This is a genomic window from Nonomuraea deserti (genome assembly GCF_004348685.1).
In the GTDB taxonomy this organism is placed as follows: Bacteria; Actinomycetota; Actinomycetes; order Streptosporangiales; family Streptosporangiaceae; genus Nonomuraea; species Nonomuraea deserti.
In genome coordinates this window covers 1-23070 of the sequence record NZ_SMKO01000004.1, presented here as the reverse complement: position 1 = coordinate 23070, position 23070 = coordinate 1, and the positions used below count along the sequence as shown (strand labels likewise).

The following is a 23070-nucleotide window of genomic DNA, read 5'->3' as shown; positions in this document are numbered from 1 at the left end:
CGGCTCGGCTCAGCGCCCCTGCTTTGCGTCCGTCGTATCGCGGTAGGCCTCCAGCAGGCGGAGCCACACCTCGCTGATCGACGGGAAGCAGGGGACCGCGTGCCAGAGGCGGCTGACAGGCACCTGCGCGGCGACGGCGACGGTGGCCGAGTGGACCAGTTCCTCGGTCGCGGGGCCGACCATGGTGACGCCGAGCAGCCGGTCGTGGTCCTCGTCGACGACCATGCGGGCGCGGCCGGTGTAGCCGTCCGCGTAGAGTCCCGCTCCGGCGACTTTCTGGCCGGTGTCGACGTCGACCACCCGGATCCGGTGCCCGGCGCGTTCGGCCTGGTCGGCGGTCAGGCCCACCGCGCCGACCTGCGGGTCGCAGAAGAAGACCTGCGGCACCGCGTGGTTGTCGGCGGTGGTGGCATGCGGGCCCCACGGGGCGGGGTCCACCGGCCGTCCGGCCGCGCGGGCGGCGATCACGGCGCCGGCGACGCGGGCCTGGTACTTGCCCTGGTGGGTGAGGAGGGCGCGGCCGTTGACGTCGCCGAGCGCGTACAGCCATTTGTCGCCGGCCACGGCGCGGACGGCACAGGCGTCGTCCACCTCCAGCCATGAGCCCGGTTCCAGGCCGACGGTCCGCAGGCCGATGTCGTAGGTCAGCGGCCTGCGCCCGATGGCGAGGAGCACCTCGTCGGCCTCCAACTCCTCTCCGCCCTCGAGAGACAGTGTGACCGGGCCGGTGGGGTCCGGGCGGCGCATGCCCTCGACGGTGACCCCGATCCGCACGTCGATCCCGCCCTCGGTGTAGGCGCGCGCGATCACCTCGCCGACGAAGGGTTCCAACTTCGGCAGCAGCCCTTCGGCCTGTGCCAGCAGGGTGACGGAGGACCCCAGGCCCTGCCAGGCGGTGGCCATCTCGACGCCCACCCCACCGCCGCCGATGACGGCGAGCCGCCGGGGGACGCTGTGGGAGTCGGTGGCCTCCCGGTTCGTCCAAGGCCGCACGTCGCCCAGGTCGGGAAGGTTCGGGCGGCTGCCGGTGCAGACGACCACCGCGTGGCGAGCGGTCAGGGAGACGGCGGAGCCGCCCGGGATTTCCACTGACACGCGCCGTGGGCCGTCCAGGCGCGCGTGGCCGCGGATCAGGTCGGCGCCGATGTTCTTCAGGAACAGGGCCTGCCCCCGGTCGTCCCAGCCGCTCACCCATGCGTCCCGCCGGGCGAGCACAGCCGTGGCGTCCGCCTTCCCGGTCACCGCTTCCCGGGCTCCGCCGACCCGGCGGGCGTCGGCGAGCGCCGTGACGGGCCGTAGCATCGCCTTGCTCGGAATGCACGCCCAGTACGAGCACTCCCCGCCGACCAGCTCTCTTTCCACGGCGGCCACGGTCAGCCCGGCCGAGCGGCCCCGCTCGGCGATCGTCTGCCCGACCGGCCCCGTGCCGATCACGATCACGTCGTAGGCTTCCCCGGCCTGGTGTGCGCTCACGGCCTGCTCCTCTTTCTCATTGCTGCGACTCGGGCTTCTCACCTGAGTTGGTACTCCGGCGTCGAAGGCCGCGGCATCCCGTCCTTGACGGTTTCGAAGGGCCCCCCGGAGAACGCCGGAAATAGCCGCCTTGACGATGTGGGCGCCGGGGCGGCCGGGCAACGGTGGGTTGCGACGAGGGCGCCGGCCACATGGTTCGCAGGCGCCGAAGCGGAAGGGAGTGCCGGATGAGCATGAACTGGCTCGACCGGATGGAGTCCATGCCGGTCTTCGCGGAGCGGAAACTCATCGTTGTCGGGGGCAGCAGCGGCATGGGACGCCAGACCGCTGCGGACGTGGTGGGGGCCGGGGGAGCGCCGTCATCATCGGGCGGAACCCCGCCAAGGTGGAAGCAACCGTCAAGGAACTGGGCGGTGACGGCCGCGCGCTCGGCGTCCTGCACGGCGATCAAGGCGACCAGGATCAGGCGGTCCACCGCCTGAAAGAGGCGCTCGACGGGTACCGGCAGGTCGGTGCCGACCGCGACCAGGCCCGCGTCCGGCGCCGGCTGCGCGAACTCGGCATCCGCCACCGCCACTGGACGTCCCTCCCCGGCAAGGCGGTCTCCGGATGGAACAGCCTCACCCGCACGGAGCGGGCTGTCGCCGAACTCGTCGCTCAGGGGCTGAACAACAAGCAGGTCGCCGGTCGCATGTACATCAGCCCCCACACCGTCGCCCACCACCTCCGCCAGGCGTTCCGCAAGCTCAGCATCGCCTCGCGCGTGGAACTCACTCGCATCGTCATCGAACGGACCGCACGCCGTCCATGACTCTCATGGCGCCCCCAATGCCCCCGGCATCTACGTCCAGCCCAGCGCCGAAGCCGTTGCGGCAGTCTTCCTCCTTCGCCGGCATCCGCCGCACTCATCGGCTACCGCAGAATCCGCGAACGAAGACGAACTCTTAGCCGAACGTGGCATCAAAATACCAGAATTGCCTTATATAAGTGGAAAACGGTATGCTTCCTGTTCGTGCACGCGTTCGACATCCTCGGCGACCCTCGACGCCGGAGCATTCTGGAGCTGCTCGCCGACGGTGAGCAGACCTCTGGCGCGATCACGGACGTGATCCGGGCCGAGTTCGAACTCTCCCAGCCGGCTGTCTCACAGCATCTGCGCGTGCTGCGTGACAGCGGGTTCGCGTCGGTGCGGGCTGAGGGCGCTCGCCGGTTCTACGCCGTCGAGCCAGCGCCGCTGAGCGAGGTTGGCGCGGTGGTTGGACCGGTTTCGCCGGTTCTGGGATCAATGCCTCGACGCTCTGGAAACCGAGCTGACCCGGGGCAGACGTGCAGCTCGGACTCCGGCTGGTGGGAGCCCACCCGACCGGCTGGGGCGGGCAAGACCGATCCACTAGCGAAGGGAATCTGACATGAAGGACGTATTGGACGAACTGACCGCTACGCACCGGGCGATGGGTAAGGGCAGCGTGCCCGCCGGCGAGGCGTACACCATCGAGTTGCGGCGTCGATACGAGGCGCAGATCGACGACGTCTGGGACGCAATCACCAGCCCCGAACGGTTGCGTCGCTGGTTGAGGCCGGTCACCGGGGATCTGCGGCTTGGCGGGAAGTTCGAGTTGGGCGGTGGTGAGCACGGCGAGATCCTCCGGTGCGAGCCGCCGCGTCTGCTCAAGGTGTCCTGGCTCTACGGGCCGGACGCCGACGCTTGGCCCGGCACGAGCGAGGTGGAGGTGCGCCTGGTCCCCGGCCCGACCGGCGACACCGAAGTCGAGCTGATCCACGCTGCGGTCGTCGGAGAGCCCCTTTTCCCGACGTACGGCCCCGGTGCCGGCGGAGTTGGCTGGGACCTGCATCTCCTCGCCCTCGCCCGGCTGTTGGCCGGTGGCGAGACCGCCGACCACGAGGCGGTCCAGAAGTCGCCTGAAGGGCGCGAGTTCATCCGTCGCAGCGCCGCGGCCTGGGGCGAGGCTCACCTGGCCGCCGGTGGCGAACCGGAGCACGTCGCGGCCGCAGTCGAGGCCACCACCAAGTTCTACGCACCCGACCCGACCTGACATCCCCGCTGCGGTGGGCTGACCGGCATCCTTGGCGCTCGAATCGCCGATGAGAATTGCCAATCGCGAGACGGATGTCAGACCCCTCCGTCGAGGAGCAGGACGAGCAGCACTACAGCAAGTTGTCCGACACCTGGAAGGAATGCACGCCATGAAGTACACCAACTCGATCGAGATCGCACTGCCGCGAGAGAAGGTGGCCCAGCTGCTCGCCGACCCGGCACACATACCGAAGTGGCTGCGGGGTCTGGTGCTGCACGAGCCGGTGAACGGGATACACGGGCAGCTCGGTACCAAGGCGCGGGTCGTGATGCAATCGGGGCAGCGGAAGATCGAGTGCACCGAAACGATCACACGCCGGGATCCGGCAGACCTGCACGGGATCCCGAAAGAGAGCGTCGTTCACTTCGACCGCGAGATCGTCGGCGCGGGCATGTGGAGCGTAGTGCGCGATCGGCTGACCGAAGCCAATCCGGAGACGACGCTCTGGGTGAGCGAGAGCGAATACCGGTTCAGCAGCCTGCTGATGCGGCTGGTGGGGCTTCTGATGCCCGGCTCATTCCACAAGCAGTCGCAACAGCACATGCAGGATTTCAAGGCGTTCGCCGAACAGGGGAAGGATGTCCGCGAAGGGAGGAACTGATCTGCCGCAAGCAGCAACGAGAATCTCCGACGGCGATCGGCCGCTGCTTAAAGCCCGGTCACGGGATCTTGGGCGTGATCGTTATCCGGCACTTGAGTTCCCACGTTCGGGTTCCTGGTGAGCGATCCCATCCGGGCGGGACGCGTCTGGACTGCATGATTGTTCAGCCGCCGAGGCGGTTCTGACGTCATGGCTGGCCATACACGTACGTCCCGTGTCGACCTGTACGCCGCGATACGTCGTGACGCGAAGGCGGGGTTGACGAAGCGGGCTCTACAGCGCAAACACGGCATCGGGTACCGCACCGTCGCCGCCGCGTTGCAGTCGGCGTGGCCCAAGCAACCGAAGCCACCACCGAAGCGGGGATCCCGGCTCGACGCCTACCGGGACGTGATCGACGGCTGGCTGCGCGATGATCTGGACGCTCCCAGGAAGAAACGGCATCCCGCGAAGCGGATCTTCGACCGACTCTTGGACGAGCACGACACCGGCGGGGTCGTGTCGTACGGGATGGCGCGCGACTACGCAGCCACCCGTCGCCGTGAGATTCGCGTCGACGACGGCCGCGAGCCTGCCACCACGTTCATCCCGCAAACCCATCTGCCCGGGCGTGAGGCCGAGGCCGACTTCGGCGAGGTCGTCGTCCGCCTTCGCGGCGAGCTCGTGACCTGCACCCTGTTCAGCCTGCGGCTGTCGTACTCCGGCAAGGCAGTCCACCGGATCGCCGCCTCGCGCGACCGGGCCACGGGATCACCACACGTCGACGTCCACGCCGATCGCGATGGTCCGCAGGGCGCTGAGCGCGACCCAGGCGCGGTCGTTGCTGCCCAGCCCGTAATTGCCGGATTCCTCCGTCCCGGGTAGCAGGTCGAGCACGGCGCTGACGTGGCCGCACTCCGCCGCATTCCGGGCCACGTTCGCGGACTCGCGCCGCTTCGTCGCCTTGGGGAGTTTCGCGAGCCCGGCGTGCTGGGCGGTGAGATCGATCAACTGGTCGTCGGTCGGGCCGGTGGGCCTGCCCTCGGCTGCGATCCGTTCGGCGACTGGCAGGTCGCGCCGCACCGTGGCCCAGTTGATGTCGCCCCACAGCCGGAGCAGATCCGGCTGCCCGTAGGCGGTCAGCGCGCGGGCTGCCGTCCAGTCGTCGAACCAGCGCACGCCGAAGGCGTGCGGCTTGTTCGGGTCATTCGGCTCGCTGCGCTCCCCGATCAGCTCGCGCACCAGCTCGGTCTCGCCCCGCCGCAGCAGGTACACCAGCCAGGGCACGCCGTGGTGCCGGCCCCCCGGCGTGCCCACGCCCTCGTCCAGCACGACGCGGGCCTGCTGTTCGCGGCCGCACTCGGTGAGCGCCCAGACCAGCGGCAGGCGAACTTCCCAGTTCGAACGGTGGGCGTCGGCGGCCTCGCGCGCGGAGGCGAACCACCGCTCGGAGCGTTCATGCCGCCCCAGGACCGCGCACGCCCCGGCGACCGCCGCCATGTCCGCCGCATCGCTCACGTCCCCGAGATCATCGTCGGCATAGGGGAAGACGGCGGCGGCTTCGGCGTCGAAACCGGCCGCGCCGAGCGCGAGCGCGATCCGCGCAAGCTGTCCGAGACGTCGCCGGTGTTCCGGGATCGCGAGGGCCAGCTCACGGGCATCTGCGGCATCGCCTCGCCGGACGCAGATCATCGCGAGCTGCTGGAGCGTGTCGACGGTCCACTCGCCGTAGACAAACGAGTCCGGCCGCGTCAGGTCGACGAGCGTGCCCCGGACCACCGTGATCAGATCGGCGACGGTGGCGGTATCGGGTGGCGGCCACGCCCCCGTCGTCTCCGCCGTCCTGCCGCGTCCCCTGAACGGCGCCAACAGCCGCTCGGTCTCGGGTGAGGCCGCCCCTACTCCCGCGTGGGCGGGGTCGGGGAAGATGCTCTGCTCTCCCCAGCGGAACGGCCAGGCGAAGCGGCGGGCGATGGACCAGCAGAGCCGGCCGTCGAGATCGTCGTCCCGGCCGGGCGGCGCGATGACCGTGCCATCCTCGAACGCCACCGTCCAGGTGTCCTCGTCCAGCGCGAACGTCGGGTTGAGCCGGAGCTGGTCACCGAGGTCACGGCTGGCGAACCAGAGCGGGCGATGGGCGGCCGGGGCGTGGTGGAAGGGGTGGTCGGCCACGATCTCGCCGGTCTCGGGGCGCAGGAAGCGCACCACGTGCGAGCCGATCGCGATGAGCACGTCGTCGGCGGGCCATTCCAAGCCGAACCCGTGATCCCACTGGCCGATGGTGCTCCGGATACCGTCCAGGAGGCGCAGCCGCTCGGGGCGTTCACCGAGCGACCAGATCTCGATCTGCCCCTCGCCGGTGACACAGGCCGCCTGCTCGCCGTCCGGCGACCAGGCCCACGGCCGGGCGTCCCGGCCGCGCGAGTTGGACGTGTCCGCCGGAACGTTCAACTCGTACCGGTGCTCGCCGGTCGTCCCGTCGATGATCCCGACGGTCCCGCCCGTCGGGTCCAGCACCGCCAGCCGACCGCCCGGCCCCCAGGCCAGGACATCGGCGCCCGGGTAACCCGCAAGCTCCACCGCCATATCACCCGTCAACGCGTCGGCGATGATGAGCTTTCCGCCACGCTGGTAGGCCAGAAGCCGTTCATCCAAGCTCCACTCGGGCGGAGCCGCACCCTGATCCTGTTCCAGGCCCAGAATCCAGGAGACCTGCCGTTTCTCCACGTCGAGCGAGATCGCCGCGTACTCGTCCTCCGCCTGTCCGTAGACACGGGAGCCGTCGCGCGACCAGAACGCCCGGCCGAGGATCAGCTCGGGCTCGTCGCCCCAGGTTTCCCGGAACTCCTCCGGCAACGGTCCGCTGAACTCGATCGGCTCCGTTCCCTCCGGATGGGCGTCCGGTGGTCCGGCGACCGAGCCCTCGTGCATCGCCACGATGACGTTGCGCAGGAAGCCCGACCCGCCTCCGAAGACGAACGCGCGCCTGCCGTCGGGGGCGAAGGCCATGCCCGACGGCCTGCCGGAGGCGAGGAAGAAGGCGTCGGCCATCGGCTCGCGGGCGGTGCCGAACGGGTCCCACACCCCGGTCGCGTTGGTGTTGTACTCCAGCGCGATCCGCGTGCCATCCGCCGACCACTGGAGGCTGCGCGCGTAGCCCGGGAAGCCGATGCCGCCCATGATGCCGTCGATCGCGTGGACGCAGCGGCCGGTGGCAACCTCGAAGACCTGCAGGACACCGCCCTGGTCGTAGTCGTCGCCGGTGTGGCTTCCGACCGCGAGGTGGTGACCGTCCGGGCTGAGCGCGTGACCGGTCACCTCGCCGCGATGCACGTCGGAGTGGCGCACCAGCGCACCTGCCTCGCGAAGTCTGGCGGTCGCGAGGCGATGCGCGTCGGTGACCCCGTGAGCGCGCTCCAGAGCCTGGAGGGCGTCCCGCAGCGGCACGGTGTCGCGCTCCGCGCAGAACGCGGACCAGTCGGCGTTCTTGAGGGTGTCGAGGGCCTCGTCGGGTCCCATCTGCTCGTCCGGGACGCCGGTGAACAGTGGGGATGGTGGCGCAGTGCCGGGCTCCCTGCCTTCGAGCACGGCCACCAGCGCGTCCTCGTCGTAGATCGGGACACCGCGCACCGCCGCCGGACCAGCCTTGGCCCCCGACTTCGCCCCGGCAAAGACCAGGTCCGTCTTCGCCGAGACCGACGCGGTCACCCTCGCGCCCAACGCCTCCAGACCGCGCTTGGCCTCATCCTTCGAAAGCCGCCCGAACCGCCCGGCCAGCACGACCGTACTGCCATTGATGATCACGCGAAGAGACCGTAGCGGAGGTGACCGACGATTCACCTCCTTTCCGGCGATCAGCTGGTCTTTGGAGTTCCGGTTCTCGCGTCCGGTGTGTTCGGTGCGAACCGGCTGCGCCTTGGACGTTGCGAACAGCGGCGCGGGAGAGCAAGGCTGAACGCAAGATGCGGGACACGTTGGCCGAGCGAGGCAAGGCCGGGGAGGACCGACAGGCGCTGCTGGACGACCTGCTGGACATCATCTTCGACCTGGGACTCGACGACGAGCAGATCGGTGGCCTGATCCGGGGCGAGCGGATCGGCTGGCCGCGCCTGCGGTCGGCACGGGAGCAGGGCAAGCCCCGGCTGCCGCGTGATCACGGGCACCTCGCGGCTCTAGACGGCTCGTACGGATATCTGCGCCAGTTCACCCCGCAGGTGCTCACCGAGGTGCGGTTCGCCGGCGGTACCGCGGCGACCGGGTTGCTGGAGGCGGTGGAGATCCTGCGCGAGCTCAACGCCACCGGCGCTCGCCGCGTCCGCGTCCCCGCCGATGCCCCGGACGGCTTCGTGCCCACGAAGTGGCGCGGCTACCTGGAGACCGCCGCGAAGTCCGGCAACGCCAGCGCTTATCGGCACTACTGGGAGCTGGGTACGCTGCTGGCGCTGCGGGACGGGCTGCGATCCGGAGACGTGTTCGTGCCGGGTTCGCATCGTTACTGCGACCCGACCGCCTATCTGCTGACCTCGGACAAGTGGGCCGACCAGCGTGCGGAGTTCTGCCAGCTGGTCGGCAGGCCTGCCGACCCCGCCCGCGCGCTCGCCGCGGCGGAGGACGAGCTGGGCGAGGCACTCGGCGAGCTGGAAGAGGTCCTGGCCGCCGGGGGCGGCCCGGTGCGCCTCGATGAGGCCGGTGACCTGGTGATCTCGCCGCTGACTGCCGAGGACGTCCCGGCCGAGGCAACGGCGCTGAAGGCCGAGCTGACCGAGATGCTGCCGTTCGCGCCGATCGTGTCGCTGCTGATCGAGCTGGACAAGCGCACGCCTGCGGGATCTCCTACGACGTGCTGGCCTGGACCGCCGAGTGGTACGTGCGGGAGGAGACGCTGCGCGCGGCTAACTGGCCATCATCGGCTATCACCAGCGGCTGCCGCTGACCCCGGTGTTCGGCACTGGGACTCTGTCCTCATCGGACGGTCAACGCTTCCCGACTCGCGGCAAGTCGATCACGGCTAGGGCTCTGAGCAGGTATTTCGCGAACGAAGGCTTGAGTACGTACACGCACGTGACCGATCAGGCAGAACGCGCCGGCGGCGGCACTGAAGGAGTACGGGGCGCTGCGGAGAACGATCTACGCCGCACGGTATTTGGCTGACCCGGCGTACCGGCGGAAGATCTCGCGACAGCTGTACAAAGGCGAGTCTCCATCGCGGGTCGCGCAACAGCGTTCCCGGGCCAGTGCGGGCCAGCAGGTCGGCCTGCCGTCCGCTGCGGCTGTCGCTGATCACCGGCATCCGGGCCACCACCCCGTCGGCAAGCTCGGCCGGACCGGACAGCATCCGGTGGGCGGCGAGCAGCTCGTCGACCTCGCCGCTGATCTGGACCTGGCCGCGGTTGAGCACCACCAGCCAGTCGCAAGCGTTAGTCAGGTCGGACACCACATGGGAGGACAGCACGACGGTCATCTGCGTCTCGGCCACGGCCGCCATCAGGGAGCGCATGACGTCGTGCCCGCCGCGCCCGCCTTGTCCAGGAGCGCGAGGCCGATCGCGGGGCTAATCAGCTGGTCAGCGTGGTGTGATGGGTGTTCAGGTTCACTCGGTCGGCCGCTGCCTGCTCGGCGTGGTGCTTCTCCTCGTACTCGATCGGGCTGAGGTAGCCGAGGCGCTTTTGGATGCGGTGGGGGTTGTAGAACCCGTCGATGTACTGAAACAGCGCTTAGTCGTCGCCTCAGTGTCCGTCGCGGACCACCGCTAGCCCGCCGACCCGGGTCGTGATGCCTGCCGGCCCGCGTCGGGCCGAAGCGAGCACGCTGGCCGGTCGACCGAGGGTGTCACCCTGCTCCACCTCGATCGCGACCGTCTGCGCCCCTGTCGTGTCGAGCAGGTGGGCGGCCAGGCAGCCGGTGCTGTTGGCGTTGGCGACGTCCTCGTCGACACCGATCGCCGGCGCGAACATCCGCGCCGCACCCGGTCGGTCGCCCACCGGCGGTACGTACACGAAACAGCCGAGGAGCCCGTACCGCCGGCACGCCGCTGTCAGCCTGCCGAAATGTGGGCAGACTCGGAGCAGCGCCGACCGGTCGTGGACCGGTACGAGCATGCGTGGTGCGCCGGGCGCGGCGATCCGTGGCGCGTCGGTCGGATGCGGATCGTCCGCGGTGAGCCCGAGCGCGGCGACGATCGCGGCGCGCTCGTCCGGTGCCGGGTGACGCAGCGCGACGAGGCCCTGGTCGAACCACACCTCGATGCCGGCGGGGCGGCGGATCGCGACGGTGTCGAACGTGCGCCCGCCGGTGTGTTGGCGGTCGTTCAGCTCGCCCAGCGCGGTGCGGGTCAACCGGACGGCCTGCGCGGCAACGGTGCCGTGGCCGCAGCCGGACAGTTCGGCGGTGGCGGTGAAGAACCGGACCGGCCAGCCACCGTCCGGCGTCCGCCCCGGGCCGAGGAACGCCGCGTGCGAGGTGCCGGCCGCAGCAGCGACCGCACGCCGGTCCGCGTCCGTCATCGCCGGGTCGTCGTCGGTGACGGCTGTGGGGCTACCGCCCCGGCCGTCGCGCCGCACGCACGCATCAACCACCGTGACATCCCGCCAGGACATAGGCCCACCTTTGACGCTCAACGAACCGGCAACCGCGAACGGCGTCCGCCGATAGCCGGGCCCGGCCGCACCGGCCGACCGAACACGTCCCGGAGCGTACCGGCCTGCCCAAGCCGGTGCTGTCCTGCACCGGATAGTGGATGATGACCGCACCGCCGGTGGCGTAGCCCATCGATGATCCCCAACATCGACACCGCCGGTGTTGGACAACGACTCCCGCCAGGCCCGACCGACCACGCCTTCACTACTTGCCTAACTTGCCCTAACTTCATCCAAGCCGCTGACCTGCGCAAACACTTCACAACCCAAGATAACGGCGAGAGTCGTCGTTCGGCACCGTGTGCGTATCAGGTGACGGAGCACCGGGCATTTGTGAGGACGTGCTGATACGGCCCGGCGGCTGCCGGTTCGCGTCCCGGCGAAGTTTCCTCAGCGCTGCGGGGCTGGGGCACGGCGTTCGGGGCGAGAGATGCATAAATAATTCATATAAACCTTGTATGCTTCTCGCATGAGCCGTCAAGACGCCACTCGTGGCGCTTCCACTGCGATCGGGTCGGCCCTCTACGCGCTGGCCACCAGGGCTGTGAGACGCCTTCCGCGCGATATGAGCATCACGTCCGCCGCCACCCTCGCCACCCTGCACAGGTCCGGCCCGCGACGGATCACCGATCTGGCCGTGATCGAGGGTGTCACCCAGCCCGCGATGACCGTGCTGGTCCGGGTGATGGAGGAGTCCGGACTGGTCGAGAGGAGGGGCGACGCGTCCGACAAGCGGGTCACGCTCGTGTGTCTGACCGAGGCCGGCGCGTCGTACGTTCAGACGCGGCGCCAGGCGGGCATCGATGCGTTCGCGCGGCTGATCGACGAACTCGCCGACGACGAGATCGAGGCCTTGGTGGCGGCGCTTCCGGCGCTGGCGCACCTGGCAGAGCTCGAAAGCCAGGACCGCGAAGGGCCGAAGCGGTGACGGGGCGCACCCCGGAGCGGTCCGAGGCGCGGCTGCTGGTCCCCGCCCTGATGTTCATCGCCCTGGTCGTGGCGGCGGTCGCCAGCCTCGGGACGCCGCTGATCACCAGTGTGGCGACCACGTTCCACGTCTCGCTCGACAGCGCGCAGTGGACGCTGACCGTCGCGCTGCTGAGCGGCGCTGTCGCCACGCCCGTCCTCGGCCGGCTCGGAGCCGGCCCGCACCGACGGGCCACGATCCTCGTCACGCTGGCGGTCGTCGTCGTCGGCAGTGCGCTGACCGTGCTGCCGCTGCCGTTCGCGGGGCTGCTCATCGGCAGGGCGGCCCAAGGCGTCGGGGTCGGTCTGACGGCGCTGATGATGGGCGTGGCCCGGGACCATCTTCCCGAGGAGCGCAGCACGGCGACGATCGCCCTGATCTCGGTGGTCTCGATCATCGGCGCCGGCGTCGGCTACCCGCTCACCGCGCTGCTCGCCGAGATCGGCGGCGTACGGGCCGCCTACGGCTTCGGTCTGTTCGTCACCGCTGTCGCCTTCCTGGCCGCGTGGCGTTCCATACCCGCGGCTCCCGAAGGCCGCTCCGCTCACGTGACCGTGGCGGGCGCGCTCGTCCTCGCGGGCGGACTGTTCCTCGTCCTGTTCCTGGCCGGCCAGCGGAGCCTGTGGAGCCGTCACCTCGCCGTGGCGGTGATCCTCGCCGTCGTCGCCGTGCTCCTGCTGTGCGTCTGGACCGCCTCCGAGCTGCGCAGCAAGGCGCCCCTGGTCGATGTCCGGGCGGTACGGCACCCGGCGGTCGCCGGAGCGAACCTCGCCATGTTCGTCGGCGGGATCGGCATGTACCTCCTGCTCACGCTCATCACCCGGTACGCGCAGACCCCGCACAGCGCCGGCTACGGCTTCGGGCTGACCACCTTCGCCGCAGGGCTGGTCCTCGTCCCATTCTCGGTGCTGGGGTTCGTCGCCGGCAAACTCACGCCCCGGGTTCGGACGCTGATCAACGCACCCGTGCTCCTGGCCGGCAGCGCCGTCATCGTCGGCGGCGGGTTCGTCCTCTTCGCCGCGGCCCGGTCAAACCTGGCCGAACTCCTCGTCGCGATGGGTGTGCTGGGCTTCGGCGTCGGCGGCTTCTCAGCCGCAATGCCCGGCGTCATCCTGGCCGTCACACCCAAGAGCGAGACGTCGAGCGCGATGAGCTTCAACTACGTCGTCCGCAGCGTCGGGTACTCCCTGGGCAGCGCGATAGGCGGCCTGGTCCTGGCTACCGGCACCGACACCGGTCATCTCTTCCCGAACGACCACGCCTACACCACCGCAGCGCTGGTCGGCATCGCCGCGATGGCGGTCACGACGCTGGCCGGCCTCGCTCTCGCCCGCCTGCGCCCGCCCGAGATCAACCCCACCGCGGCCACGGTCAGCGTGCCGGGTCAGGGCCGGTCGAGCCGATGACCGGCTCGCCGGAAGGGAGGCGGCCCCGTCGCCCTGGTCGGCACCGAGGAGCCTATTGACGATCGCCAGCGCCAATGGCCTGCTGAGACGAGAGAAGCAGGTGGGCCACGACTCGGCCGGCAGCATGCGCGGCCTTGCCTCGACCACACCCGGGCTCTCACAAACGATCCATTTTGAGATCAAGATCGACAAGGCGTCAACAGGGAACGACGGAGGCTCGATTCATCTCAGAGGGCGGTTTGAAGTTGATGACCGCTATGTCGTAGCGTGATCAGCTGGATTTGTAGCGTTACCGCCGGTCGACGGGCTCAGCTGTGCTGGGATGGCCGGGTGAGCGAGCGCGCAAGCGGTACCCCAGCGACTTATCCGACGAACGCTGGGCATTGATCGAGCCGGTGATCACGGCATGGAAGGCCGCGCATCCGTCGGTCAGCGGCCACCAGGGCAATACGAGATGCGCGAGATCGTCAACGCGCTTCTCTACCAGAGCAGAACAGGCTGCCAGTGGGACTTCCTGCCGCACGACCTGCCGCCGCGCAGCGCGGTCTTCTACTACTTCGCCCGATGGCGTGATGACGGCACCGACCAGGCCATCCATGACCTGCTGCGCTGGCAGACCCGGGAGAAGAAGGGGCGATTAGCCGACCCCAGCCTGGCCGTGCTCGACACCCAACGCGTGCACGCCGCCGCCGGGGTGCCGGCCGACACGACCGGTAAGGACGCGGGTAAGAAGGTGCCCGGCCGCAAGCGGGGCCTGGCCGTGGACGTGCTCGGTCCAGTCATCGCGGTGGTGGTGCTGGCCGCCTCGGCGCACGAGAACATCGCCGGCACCGCGCTGCTGGACCGCCTGGCCATCCAGGCTCCCACGGTGCACAAAGTCCTGGTCGACCAGGGATGCAAGAGTTCGGTCGTCACCCACGGGGCCCGGCTCGGTATGGACGTGGAGATCGTCGCACGCAACCCCGCCGACCGGGGGTTCGTCCCCCAGCCCAAGCGGTGGGTGGCCGAGCAGACCTTGGGTGGCCGAGCAGACCTACGGCATCCTCATGCTGCACCGCCGGCTGGTACGCGACTACGAACACCGCCCGGCCAGTTCCGAATCGCGGGTGTACTGGGCGATGAGCGATGTGATGACCAGACGCCTGACCGGCACCGCAACCCCGACCTGGCGCGGCGCATGACCACCAGTCCGGACCCGGGCACCTGGCTGCTCGTCAAGATCGACGCACGCGAGGCGGCCCTGACCAGCCAGGCCGAGCACACCCGCGCATTGATCAGCGACCTCACCGCCAAGCTGCGCGACCTCGACGAACTCTCGATCATCTACGGATAACGCGCAAGACCCTGCTCTCCCTCGCCGATGAGCCCGACACCACCACGGCCGCGCCGTCGTCGCCGGCTCCCGAACTGCTTGATCGTTTACGCTTGCGTTCCTGGATTGTCATGCCACGGTGGACGCGTTATCGAACTGTACCGGGGTGAGCATGCCCAGGCTGCTGTGCCGTCGTTGCCGATTGCGCCAGATCTCCAGGTACTCGAAGATCGCGTTGGTCAGCTCGAGGCGGGCTCGGGGGCCACGTGCCGGCAGGCTCTTTATCGCCGCAGATGATGAGGCTAGCTGGGATTGCGCGTTTCCGCCTGTTCGCTGAGCGTCTTGACTGGTGGATGAACAGACGGCGCAGCTTGCGTCGCTGTCATCGTGAGGGGGTCGTCATGGCCCTGGACGCGCAAGGGACGAAGGTGACCGACCGCGCGGGCCTGAACGGTCAGGCCCCGCGCTGCGATCACATCGACCAGCTCCCGACGGTGGAGCCCGGGCTACCCGAATGCAAGGAATGTCTGGGCCTGGGCCGGACCTGGGCGCAGTTGTTGGTGTGCCTGACCTGCGGGTGGGTGGCCTGTTCCGACGATTCACGCGGCGGTCACTCCCGCGCCCACTACGAGGAGACCGACCATCCGGTCGTCGCCACCCTGGCATCGAAATCGACCTGGCGCTGGTGCTACGTGCACCGCCGCACCGTGTAGACGAGACGAAAGAGACCCATGACTATTTCCGAACAGGCGGTGGAACGCCGTCAGGACTACGACGGCGCATCGCCCTTCCCCGGGGCATAAGAGCACGTTCCGGCAGGAAGGCTCCAGGCAGGACTGACAGCGGCGATCGTGGTGCTGCCGTTCGTCGCGCTCGGCGTCGCGATCTTCCTGGCGTGGGGGCAGGGAGTCACGCTCACCGATCTCCTGCTCGCCGTGGTGCTCTATGGGTTGACCGGCCTGGGGGTGACGGTCGGTTTCCATCGGCTGCTCACACATGCTTCCTTCACGGCCCGGCCATGGTTGCGCGTGGCGCTGGCGGTCGCCGGGTCGATGGGCTTTCAGGGGAACGTGATCGACTGGGTGGCGGTGCATCGCCGTCATCACGCCTTCACCCTGCCGTTCCTGGCCGGCTGGGCGATCACCGGAACCCTGTACGGCGGCTTGACCGCCTTCCTGTGGGCCGGGGTGATCCGCGTCGCGCTCCTCCAGCACGTCACCTGGAGCGTCAACTCGCTCTGCCACGTCATCGGCGACAGGCCCTTCAAGACCCGGCGTCATGACCGCTCGAGTAACGTGTGGCCGCTGGCCCTGCTGTCCTTCGGCGAAAGTTGGCACAACGGCCACCACAGCGAGCCGTCCTGCGCCCGTCACGGTCTGGATCGCGGCCAGCTCGATCCGTCCGCCGCCTTGATCGGCCTGTTCGAACGGCTCGGCTGGGCGAGCAGCGTGCACTGGCCCGACCAGGAGCGCTTCGAACGCCGCCGCGTCGGCCCGGGGAAACAGGCCCGCGCCCCGGCCGGACACTGACCGACGCCCCTTTCGGCCTCGCTACCGGCAGGGCCGCTCACCGGTGCCGCGATGGTCGTCACCGACGATACGGCGTTCCGCTACCGCCCCGAGGCATCGATTCCAGCGATAACCGGAACGGTGATTGCTCGTTTCCGCGGAGTAAGCCGGGAAACACAGCCGCCCGATGGGAGAGCCAAGGACGCCCCCCAGCCACCTCGGTAGCGAGCCCGGCGGCCCCTGTGCCGCCTGGGCAGGCATGCGGAGTTCGCTTTCCGGGCACTCCGACTCAGCGAGCGTGCCGGCCCTTGCTCCACGGGCCCACACCGCCACGTGGGACTTACAGTGGGGGAGATGGCCCGGATAGGCGCCGCCCGGCCGGGAAGGGGTGGTGGGCATGGAGTTGCGTCAGCTGCGCTATTTCGTGACGCTGGCCGAGGAGTTGCATTACGGCAGGGCCGCTGTCCGCGAACACATCGTGCAGTCCGCGCTGAGCCAGCAGATCCAACGGCTGGAACGCGAGTTGGGCGTGCGGCTGCTGGACCGCAGCACCCACCACGTCGATCTGACTCCGGCGGGCGCCGCCTTCCTGATCGAGGCGCGTCAGATCCTCGACCACGTGAGCCGGGCGGGGCAGGCCGCCCGCAACGCCGCCACGTCCGCGCCCACGCTGCGCGTCGGCATCATCGACGCCGGCTACGACACCATGCCGCAGATCCTGCGCGAACTGCAGCGGACCCATCCCGACATCGCTATCCATCAGGTCGAGGCGGGCACTCCCGAGCAGTATCGGCAACTGGCCGACGGCCGCCTGGACATCGCCATCGGACATGCCTCGCAGGCTCCGGCCGAGGTGACCTCCAAGCTGATCAGGCTCGATCCGCTCGGCGTGCTGGTGCCCGACGGGCACCGCTTCGCCGAGTCCGACGGCGTACCCGTGGCCGCTCTGGCCGACGAACTCCTGCTCCTCGGCGAGGAGTCACAGACCCCGGAGCTCAATCAGTTCGTCATCACGCTGTGCCGCTCGGCCGGGTTCGCCCCCACCCTCTACGAGGGCACCGTGCAGAGCAGCCGCGCCGCAGCCGACCTCGTACTCCAGCACCGCTGCGTGCACTGCGTCCCCTCCTCCTTCCGCACCTCCAACCGGCCGGGCACCACCTGGCGGTGCCTGATCGAGCCCGCCAGGCACTACCCCTGGTCACTGCTGTGGCACGACGCCAACCCCTCCCCGCACATCGCCGCCGTCATCGACAGCGCCCGGCACCTGGCCGGGCGGCTCGGCTGGCTTGAACCCATCAGCCCCTCTACCGGGCCCGCACCCGTCGAAGGCGCTCCGAGCGCCGCCAGCAGCCCCACAGATGGTCCTGTCTGATGCCGTCTCATGCTGCCTGCGTCACGTAGCACGGTGAGCGGTGTCGGGATCCGCCCACTGCGGAGATCGAGCGTTCGACATCGCTCACCTTGCCGTCCTTGAGCTCTGAGCATGCCCGACCCCGTCGGGCCGGCTGCTCGATCGGCTGGTCTCTGGCCTGCGGGGCTGGTGTTCAGCGTGGCTTCAGCGGCGTCGAAACCGCCGTCACCCATCCGCCAGAGGTGCTCACGACCGGTGTGGCTCGCAGTCTTGGGGACACGATGCTATGCCGACCTCGTTACCCGAGGCTCCGGTTATCAGCTCAGGAGATGAGCTGTGTATGAATTGCCCGTTTCCTCCGGCTGCCTGCTCCTGTGCGCTGAAGGGGACAGCGCGGATCTCAACCTCTACCGGCCGCCTGATCGGTGACCTGGCAGGAGAAACCCATGAACGAGAGCACAGATACCAAGTGTCCCATCGTCCTCATTCATGGGCTGTGGCTGACCCCGCGTGCCTGGGAACACTGGATAGAGCGCTACACAGGGTTCGGCCACCAGGTGTCCGCTCCGGCCTGGCCGGGCATGGAGATCGAGGTCGAAGCCCTGCGCAAGCATCCGGACGTCATGAACGGCCTGGGCGTCACCGAAGTGGCTGATTTCTACGAGAAGGTCGTTCGCGAGCAGGCGCGGCCGCCCATCATCGTCGGCCATTCCTTCGGCGGCCTGATCACGCAGATCCTGCTGGATCGCGGTCTCGGCGTCGCCGGCGTCGCGATCCACCCTGCCCCGATCAAGGGCGTGCTGCGGTTGCCGCTCAGCAGTCTGCGTTCGGCCTTGCCGGTCCTGTCCAACCCCCGCAACCGTTCCAGGACCGTGGCGTTGAACGCCAAGCAGTTTCATCACGCGTTCACCAATACCCTGACCGCGCAGGAGTCGGAGTTGATCTACCAGCGCTACCACGTGCCCGCCCCCGGCCGGCCGCTGTTCCAGGCCGCCACCGCCAACCTGCGACGGCACGCCGCCACCCAAGTCGACGTGCACAACGACACCCGTGCTCCGCTACTCCTGATCGCCGGTGGCGCCGACCACACCGTCCCTGTCCCGCTGGTACGGGCGATCTACCAGCGCTACCGCAAGTCCCGTGCGGTCACCGACTTCCAGGAGTTCGCCCGCATGCCGCACTTCTCCCTCGGCGCCCCCCAATGGGAGAGAGTCGCCGACCACGTCGTCTACTGGGCGCAGCGGCACATCACGAGACAGGCCAGAAAGGACGGCAGAGAAACACGACCGGCCGGATGAGCTCCCACCGTTCGTCGTACAGACCGTCCTGCCCGCCCACGAAAATCAGTGCTGATGCTGACGGGTTCTTACGCGACCAGTGCTTCACGACGGCGTGGTTCGGTTGATGGCCTTCGTGTGGTTCGGCTGGGCTCAAGAGAACCCGGCCCGGCGCCGGCGGATCTGGCTGGGTGCCGGGCCGGCCCGGAGGTCGCGGTCGCTGTGGCTTTCGGGGTGTTGACCGCTGCTAACTGAGAGCAGCCGAGCGCCCTGGAGGGGAACTACGCCTGGTTCGGCGTCCTGGTCGTGGCAGAGGTCGTCGCCGCTGGAGCCGGGTGCCTCCTGCTGGCCAGGCGTGGCGCGTCCCGGTGGATAGCGTGGTGGGTCGCGATCGTCGTGGCGGCGCATTTCCCGTCCCTGGCGCTGTTGCTGAACGACATCGCAGACGGCCGCGCTGGTCGGTGACCAGCAGGCCGACGGCGTCCACGTCGAGCAGGTCCACACACCGCTCGGCCAGACCCTTCGCACTCGGCGTCGGTGTGAATGCCCGGCTGCCGGGGGACGCTGCAACGCCAACAGGACCCCATGCATGAGGGGCGGCATAAAAAAAATCGCCCGCGCCATGACGCGAGAATATTCTCACACGCCACAGCACAGGTTGAGCTTTCGCGATGTTCAGCTGGTGATCAGCTCTTGTCGCGAATCACATCGTAGTTGGAGAACTCGATCGGGCCCTCGCACAGTTTGGCCATGCGGGCGTTGAACCGGTCGGTTTCCGGCAGCTTGCTGTTGCGCTGAGCCTCCTCGTAGGAGGAGAATTCCACGACGGCCACGTAATGATCGGGGCGATCGCGGTGCTTCGCCATGACCTCGCGTCTAACATAGCGCGTGCCCTCGGTCTGCGTCCGCCACTCGTTCATGAGCGACTCGACTTCTCCGGCGCGTTTGGTGTTGAATTCCAGAATCTGTACGAAGCTCATAAGAGCCTCCCCTTTTTCCTTGCTTGCATTCCTTATTTAATACCCTTTCGAAATAAATAGCAAGGAGATATGTGCAAATTAGTGAATTCCACTCTCGGCATAATTTATTGGGGACGGACATGACCACGCGCTACATGGTCCGGATTCGCTCGCCGCTTCGGCCGACGAGGTCGCCGCCACGGGGATGTGCAGGACGGCATCCGCTGCCGGCTCGTCCTTCAGCGGCCATAGATCCGCCACGTGCCGGAGTTGCTCGCTCGCGCCGACTGCGTCCAGCCGCGTGGCAGGGTTCTTGTCGAGCAGGCCGGCAAGCACGGACGCCAGCGGTCCAGCCCGTTGGAAGGGATCGGGCGGGTCGGCCAGCACGGCGACGAGCGTATGAATCGCCGTGTCACGGCAGAAGGGGGGCCGCCCTTCGACGGCCATGAAAAGGGTGGCGCCCAGCGACCACAGGTCCGACTGCCGGCAGATATCGCCGGTGACCCGCTCGGGAGCCAGGAAGGCCATGGTGCCGGTCAGCGTTCCGGTCTGGGTGAGGGAGGCATCGCCGTCCATCACGGCGATACCGAAGTCCGTCAGGACCACGCGACCGTCATGAGCCAGCAGCACGTTGTCCGGCTTGACGTCCAGGTGCACTATCCCGGCCGCGTGAGCGGCGCACAACCCCCGCAGCAGCTCCAGCCCGATCTTCGCCACCGTGCGCGGAGACAGCGGCCCGTCATGGGCCAACCTTTGACCGAGCGTTCGAGAGCGCACCAATTCCAGCACGATCCAGGGCTGACCGGACACCTCGACGACGTCGTACACGCCCGCGACATTGGGATGGCTGATGCGGGCCGTGACGCGTGCCTCCTGACGTGTGCGCTCGGCCACGATCGTCCGTTCGGGCCCGGCAGGCAGCGCCACTTCCTTGATCGCGACCTCGCGGGTCAGGAGCTCATCATGACCGTGCCAGACCGTTCCCATGCCGCCCCGCGCGAGAGGTTGGAGCAGGCGGTAGCGGTCGGCGAGAAGCGAGGTGTCCAACGGTGCATCGAGTCCGCGATAGTCACCTGCCGCATCGACCCCATGCTTGGGCGCGAGGTCGAGGGCAGGCCCCTGATGGTCGGGGGCGCTGACACTCCCCTTAAGCGCCGTCCGATCGTGATCGCCGGTCGGTAGCGGCCTGGTCTCTGGCGCCTGGCCAGTCCTCGCCATGGCCACCTTCCTGTCCGCTGGCCGGCGCTCGGGCGTCGATGCTGACGCACGCCGCCCTAAGACGGGCAGCCAGACAGTCCTAGCCAATACCGTTGACCGGCAGACGTGCCACCGGCGTTCCGAGCAAAGCTCATCACCGTAGCTGATCACCGCTCAGATCCCTCCGGCAGGCCGACCCCGACGACGCCGGACGGAGCCGACCGATCCGGGCCGCCTGCCGCAGCACCGCCAGACGGGCCTCGACGCCCGTGCTGCGCCCCGGTGATCGGCTGCGGTGATGAACTCTTCCGGGATTGGCTGTGTCCGTACCGCACGCGGGGATGTTGGCTCGAGGAGAACGAGTTCGACAGCTGGCCCCGGCGAGTCCGCGGGCGGCCGGTCCGCTGCTTCGACCGGTCCGGAAGACCGATCCCGCGCAGCCATGGATTCGCCGCACCAGAGCTCGGTCATGGGCGTCTTCGCCTGGATCATCCACCCGACCCTGCACGGAGACCTCAGGAGAGCTGAGCGCATGAACAGCCGCGACGACGAAAAGCGTCTCGACCCCGCCACCGACGTACCGCCACCTCAGCCCGCGCCGGCTGGAGAGCCCGACACGCTGCCGGCCCTCACCTCTGACAAGCTCGCCTTCGACCCGGCGGCCGAACCCGCGCCACCGCAACACGGCTCGTTGCTCGGCAGCGACCCGAGCGGTGTCCTGGAGCGCTGGCACGATCTGCAAGCGCTTTTCGTGGACGACCCGCGCGAAGCCGTCCAGCGAGCCGACTTGCTCATCGAGGAAGTGATGACCGCCATCCGCGAGACGCTGGAACGTCGCCTGGGTGAGCTCCGGGAGCCCTGGAAGAACATCGACCAGGACGACACGGAGACCGAGCGGCTGAGGATGGCCCTGCGCGCCTACCGTAACGTCTTGCACAAGCTGATGCCGCTCGCCGACGACCATGCGACGCGGTGAGGTCCCCGTCGCGGCCATCGTCTTCGCGATCGGGTCTGCTGCTCGGCCGGTCCATCGCCACCTGTGATCGTGGATCCCACCAAGGTGCCCGATCTGGACCTGCGCCGGGCTGAGGTGACCGCTGAGCTGGCCAAGCACGACTGGGCCGGAACCGCTGTGGTTCGAGACCACGATCGAGGACAGCGGGCACGGCCTGGCCCGGCAGGCTGTGCACGAACAGGTCGACCTGGTTTCGCCTGCGGAGACGACGGTACCGTACGAGCGGTCATTCACGGGCTGGTCGGCAGTGGGGTGCCAGTGGCGATACTCTCTGTCGGCACGAGCAACCTGCCGGCCCAGAATCTCGCCCTGGGCACATCCCTGGCCGAGGGCGGCGCGTTGTCGAGGCTGCGTGATCGGCCCATCCAGGTCACCCTGCGCCTGGACGATGGCTCGCCCTTCCGCTGGCGGGTCAGGATGGTGCTGGTCGGCGACGTTGGCCGGGTGCAGGGTGGGTTGTACCTGTTCCCCGCCGCCGAACCCGACGACGGCCGCCTCGACGTCCACCCGGACGATCCGGTGGACACGTCGCCCGCACGCTGGGGGAGGGCGTCGAACTCAGGGATCAAAGCATCGGAAGCCTCTCGTTCGAGTTCGTCCGTCGGGAGAACGAAGTGGTCTGCTTCTACCGAGGCAAGGACTGGGGAGGGACGGCTACGGCTACGTCTGGAGCTCCGCGAGCCGGGCAGGCGATGCCCGGCGGGTGAAGGGGTTTCGGTATGAGTTCCGGACGACGTGCACAGTGAGCCGTTTCCATCCTCAGGCGGCCTGTGCGACGCGGTGGTTCTGAAGGACGGCAATGGCTTTGCAGAGGTGGTCGGCCTTGGAAGGGCCGAGGATGACAATGCCTCAGTGATGGGTCAGTCCGGTGGAGGGGCGTTCGCCCACGAATTCGGTGGCCACCGGCACATCTGGATACGCACCAAGCGCAGATGGCCGTTACCGTCCCGCCACGCAGGGCGGCCTCACGCAGAGCGAGGCCGAATGCCGCCTTGCCACGGGAGAGCCGGCGACGCCGACGATGATCCGTGAACTGGGTAAATCGATCGGCTCGGCTGCTGGGCGTACGACCACGACCGGCAGGGTACTGTGCGCGGGCACCTGCACGGCCGCTGACCCCACCCTCAGGTCCTCGAATCCGTCCACTCCTCGGGAGCCCAGAGCCACGAGCTGGGCTTCCTCCGCGGCCTCCAGCAACACCGCCGAGACCGGACCCTTGGTCAGTAGCGGTGACGTCCGAAGTGCCCTTCGAACAGCAGGCACGGCGCCCGCTCGTCCCCGTAGGGGGATCGGG

Annotated in this window: 25 protein-coding genes; 18 read left to right on the top strand and 7 right to left on the bottom strand. The window is 68.8% G+C overall.

The features are described from left to right. Positions 1-9 precede the first annotated feature (9 nt). On the bottom strand, positions 10-1473 hold the full coding sequence (locus E1292_RS02665; RefSeq protein ID WP_181958173.1) for a dihydrolipoyl dehydrogenase family protein: 1464 nt from the start codon (positions 1471-1473) through the stop codon (positions 10-12). Positions 1474-1858: 385 nt separating this feature from the next. On the opposite strand from E1292_RS02665, the gene E1292_RS02660 reads away from it, so the two are divergent. The 5 genes from E1292_RS02660 (at position 1859) to E1292_RS02640 (ending at position 5034) form a co-directional block, all read left to right on the top strand. Next, positions 1859-2284: a helix-turn-helix transcriptional regulator gene (locus E1292_RS02660; protein ID WP_165974330.1), complete on the top strand. Its 426-nt coding sequence runs from the start codon at positions 1859-1861 to the stop codon at positions 2282-2284. A 201-nt stretch (positions 2285-2485) separates the two neighbouring features. After that, positions 2486-2881 (top strand): ArsR/SmtB family transcription factor, encoded by a 396-nt coding sequence (locus E1292_RS02655; protein ID WP_342775596.1) that lies wholly within the window; start codon positions 2486-2488, stop codon positions 2879-2881. 13 nt (positions 2882-2894) lie between these two features. Next, entirely contained in the window at positions 2895-3527 is a 633-nt protein-coding gene (locus E1292_RS02650) for an SRPBCC domain-containing protein (protein WP_132591614.1), read from the top strand. Positions 3528-3678: 151 nt separating this feature from the next. Next, positions 3679-4170, top strand: a complete 492-nt coding sequence (locus E1292_RS02645) for an SRPBCC family protein (RefSeq protein WP_132591612.1) — start codon at positions 3679-3681, stop codon at positions 4168-4170. Positions 4171-4359: 189 nt separating this feature from the next. Continuing rightward, entirely contained in the window at positions 4360-5034 is a 675-nt protein-coding gene (locus E1292_RS02640; RefSeq protein ID WP_220446625.1) for a hypothetical protein, read from the top strand. On the opposite strand, the gene E1292_RS02635 is transcribed toward E1292_RS02640, so the two are convergent. Further along, entirely contained in the window at positions 4921-7953 is a 3033-nt protein-coding gene (locus E1292_RS02635) for a WD40 repeat domain-containing protein (RefSeq protein ID WP_132591610.1), read from the bottom strand. The genes E1292_RS02640 and E1292_RS02635 overlap by 114 nt on opposite strands. 158 nt (positions 7954-8111) lie before the next feature. Between E1292_RS02635 and E1292_RS02630 the strand changes: the two genes are divergently transcribed. Genes E1292_RS02630 through E1292_RS55630 form a run of 3 tightly spaced genes read left to right on the top strand, consistent with a single transcriptional unit; the run spans position 8112 to position 9799 of the window. Then, positions 8112-9161, top strand: coding sequence for a hypothetical protein (locus tag E1292_RS02630; RefSeq protein ID WP_220446624.1), 1050 nt, complete (start codon positions 8112-8114; stop codon positions 9159-9161). Beyond that, the gene (locus tag E1292_RS55635; protein WP_220446623.1) at positions 9088-9300 is read left to right on the top strand and encodes a Tn3 family transposase; all 213 of its coding nucleotides are present in this window, start codon (positions 9088-9090) and stop codon (positions 9298-9300) included. The genes E1292_RS02630 and E1292_RS55635 overlap by 74 nt, the downstream gene beginning before the upstream one ends. Beyond that, positions 9218-9799, top strand: coding sequence for a Tn3 family transposase (locus E1292_RS55630; RefSeq protein WP_369334332.1), 582 nt, complete (start codon positions 9218-9220; stop codon positions 9797-9799). The genes E1292_RS55635 and E1292_RS55630 overlap by 83 nt, the downstream gene beginning before the upstream one ends. Before the next feature lie 76 nt (positions 9800-9875). Here E1292_RS55630 and E1292_RS02625 read toward each other — a convergent pair whose 3' ends face one another. Next, complete coding sequence (locus E1292_RS02625; RefSeq protein ID WP_132591608.1) at positions 9876-10745, bottom strand: PhzF family phenazine biosynthesis protein; 870 nt, start codon at positions 10743-10745, stop codon at positions 9876-9878. A gap of 508 nt (positions 10746-11253) precedes the next feature. Between E1292_RS02625 and E1292_RS02620 the strand changes: the two genes are divergently transcribed. The 4 genes from E1292_RS02620 (at position 11254) to E1292_RS02605 (ending at position 14490) form a co-directional block, all read left to right on the top strand. Further along, on the top strand, positions 11254-11712 hold the full coding sequence (locus tag E1292_RS02620) for a MarR family winged helix-turn-helix transcriptional regulator (RefSeq protein WP_246089880.1): 459 nt from the start codon (positions 11254-11256) through the stop codon (positions 11710-11712). Further along, positions 11709-13157, top strand: coding sequence for an MFS transporter (locus E1292_RS02615; RefSeq protein ID WP_220446622.1), 1449 nt, complete (start codon positions 11709-11711; stop codon positions 13155-13157). The genes E1292_RS02620 and E1292_RS02615 overlap by 4 nt, the downstream gene beginning before the upstream one ends. A 55-nt stretch (positions 13158-13212) precedes the next feature. Next, the gene (locus E1292_RS02610) at positions 13213-13428 is read left to right on the top strand and encodes a hypothetical protein (protein WP_132591606.1); all 216 of its coding nucleotides are present in this window, start codon (positions 13213-13215) and stop codon (positions 13426-13428) included. A 135-nt stretch (positions 13429-13563) separates the two neighbouring features. Beyond that, positions 13564-14490, top strand: a complete 927-nt coding sequence (locus tag E1292_RS02605; RefSeq protein ID WP_281283998.1) for an IS5 family transposase — start codon at positions 13564-13566, stop codon at positions 14488-14490. Positions 14491-14598: 108 nt separating this feature from the next. On the opposite strand, the gene E1292_RS55620 is transcribed toward E1292_RS02605, so the two are convergent. Further along, positions 14599-14712, bottom strand: coding sequence for an IS3 family transposase (locus E1292_RS55620; protein ID WP_369334331.1), 114 nt, complete (start codon positions 14710-14712; stop codon positions 14599-14601). Positions 14713-14870: 158 nt separating this feature from the next. On the opposite strand from E1292_RS55620, the gene E1292_RS02595 reads away from it, so the two are divergent. From E1292_RS02595 to E1292_RS02580, 4 genes are all read left to right on the top strand, one after another. Then, complete coding sequence (locus E1292_RS02595) at positions 14871-15182, top strand: UBP-type zinc finger domain-containing protein (protein ID WP_132591604.1); 312 nt, start codon at positions 14871-14873, stop codon at positions 15180-15182. Positions 15183-15320: 138 nt separating this feature from the next. Beyond that, the gene (locus tag E1292_RS02590) at positions 15321-15998 is read left to right on the top strand and encodes an acyl-CoA desaturase (RefSeq protein WP_246089878.1); all 678 of its coding nucleotides are present in this window, start codon (positions 15321-15323) and stop codon (positions 15996-15998) included. A gap of 376 nt (positions 15999-16374) precedes the next feature. After that, entirely contained in the window at positions 16375-17349 is a 975-nt protein-coding gene (locus E1292_RS02585; RefSeq protein WP_132591600.1) for a LysR family transcriptional regulator, read from the top strand. A 425-nt stretch (positions 17350-17774) separates the two neighbouring features. After that, positions 17775-18626 (top strand): alpha/beta hydrolase, encoded by an 852-nt coding sequence (locus E1292_RS02580; RefSeq protein ID WP_132591598.1) that lies wholly within the window; start codon positions 17775-17777, stop codon positions 18624-18626. A gap of 665 nt (positions 18627-19291) precedes the next feature. Here the strand turns inward: E1292_RS02580 and E1292_RS02570 are convergent. Together E1292_RS02570 and E1292_RS02565 are read right to left on the bottom strand one after the other, a co-directional pair. Beyond that, on the bottom strand, positions 19292-19585 hold the full coding sequence (locus E1292_RS02570; RefSeq protein ID WP_132591596.1) for a hypothetical protein: 294 nt from the start codon (positions 19583-19585) through the stop codon (positions 19292-19294). A gap of 78 nt (positions 19586-19663) precedes the next feature. Beyond that, the gene (locus E1292_RS02565) at positions 19664-20782 is read right to left on the bottom strand and encodes a serine/threonine-protein kinase (RefSeq protein WP_132591594.1); all 1119 of its coding nucleotides are present in this window, start codon (positions 20780-20782) and stop codon (positions 19664-19666) included. Between the two features lie 448 nt (positions 20783-21230). Between E1292_RS02565 and E1292_RS02560 the strand changes: the two genes are divergently transcribed. Both E1292_RS02560 and E1292_RS55615 read left to right on the top strand, forming a co-directional pair. Further along, positions 21231-21737 carry a hypothetical protein gene (locus E1292_RS02560; RefSeq protein ID WP_132591592.1) on the top strand — a complete coding sequence of 169 codons (507 nt, stop codon included), beginning with the start codon at positions 21231-21233 and terminating at the stop codon, positions 21735-21737. 63 nt (positions 21738-21800) lie between these two features. Then, the gene (locus E1292_RS55615) at positions 21801-22499 is read left to right on the top strand and encodes a diacylglycerol/lipid kinase family protein (protein WP_132591590.1); all 699 of its coding nucleotides are present in this window, start codon (positions 21801-21803) and stop codon (positions 22497-22499) included. A 216-nt stretch (positions 22500-22715) separates the two neighbouring features. Here the strand turns inward: E1292_RS55615 and E1292_RS53360 are convergent, their stop codons facing one another. After that, positions 22716-22943 carry a hypothetical protein gene (locus E1292_RS53360; RefSeq protein WP_246089890.1) on the bottom strand — a complete coding sequence of 76 codons (228 nt, stop codon included), beginning with the start codon at positions 22941-22943 and terminating at the stop codon, positions 22716-22718. Positions 22944-23070: the final 127 nt, after the last annotated feature.

What these genes read in the sequence shown, in the direction of transcription:
- E1292_RS02645 (WP_132591612.1), top strand. Translation starts at nt 3,679, where the DNA reads ATGAAGTACACCAACTCGATCGAGATCGCACTGCCGCGAGAGAAGGTG.
- E1292_RS02640 (WP_220446625.1), top strand. Translation starts at nt 4,360, where the DNA reads ATGGCTGGCCATACACGTACGTCCCGTGTCGACCTGTACGCCGCGATA.
- E1292_RS02630 (WP_220446624.1), top strand. Translation starts at nt 8,112, where the DNA reads ATGCGGGACACGTTGGCCGAGCGAGGCAAGGCCGGGGAGGACCGACAG.
- E1292_RS02625 (WP_132591608.1), bottom strand. Translation starts at nt 10,745, where the DNA reads ATGTCCTGGCGGGATGTCACGGTGGTTGATGCGTGCGTGCGGCGCGAC.
- E1292_RS02620 (WP_246089880.1), top strand. Translation starts at nt 11,254, where the DNA reads ATGAGCCGTCAAGACGCCACTCGTGGCGCTTCCACTGCGATCGGGTCG.
- E1292_RS02605 (WP_281283998.1), top strand. Translation starts at nt 13,564, where the DNA reads ATGGAAGGCCGCGCATCCGTCGGTCAGCGGCCACCAGGGCAATACGAG.
- E1292_RS02595 (WP_132591604.1), top strand. Translation starts at nt 14,871, where the DNA reads ATGGCCCTGGACGCGCAAGGGACGAAGGTGACCGACCGCGCGGGCCTG.
- E1292_RS02585 (WP_132591600.1), top strand. Translation starts at nt 16,375, where the DNA reads ATGGAGTTGCGTCAGCTGCGCTATTTCGTGACGCTGGCCGAGGAGTTG.
- E1292_RS02580 (WP_132591598.1), top strand. Translation starts at nt 17,775, where the DNA reads ATGAACGAGAGCACAGATACCAAGTGTCCCATCGTCCTCATTCATGGG.
- E1292_RS02570 (WP_132591596.1), bottom strand. Translation starts at nt 19,585, where the DNA reads ATGAGCTTCGTACAGATTCTGGAATTCAACACCAAACGCGCCGGAGAA.
- E1292_RS02565 (WP_132591594.1), bottom strand. Translation starts at nt 20,782, where the DNA reads ATGGCGAGGACTGGCCAGGCGCCAGAGACCAGGCCGCTACCGACCGGC.
- E1292_RS02560 (WP_132591592.1), top strand. Translation starts at nt 21,231, where the DNA reads ATGGGCGTCTTCGCCTGGATCATCCACCCGACCCTGCACGGAGACCTC.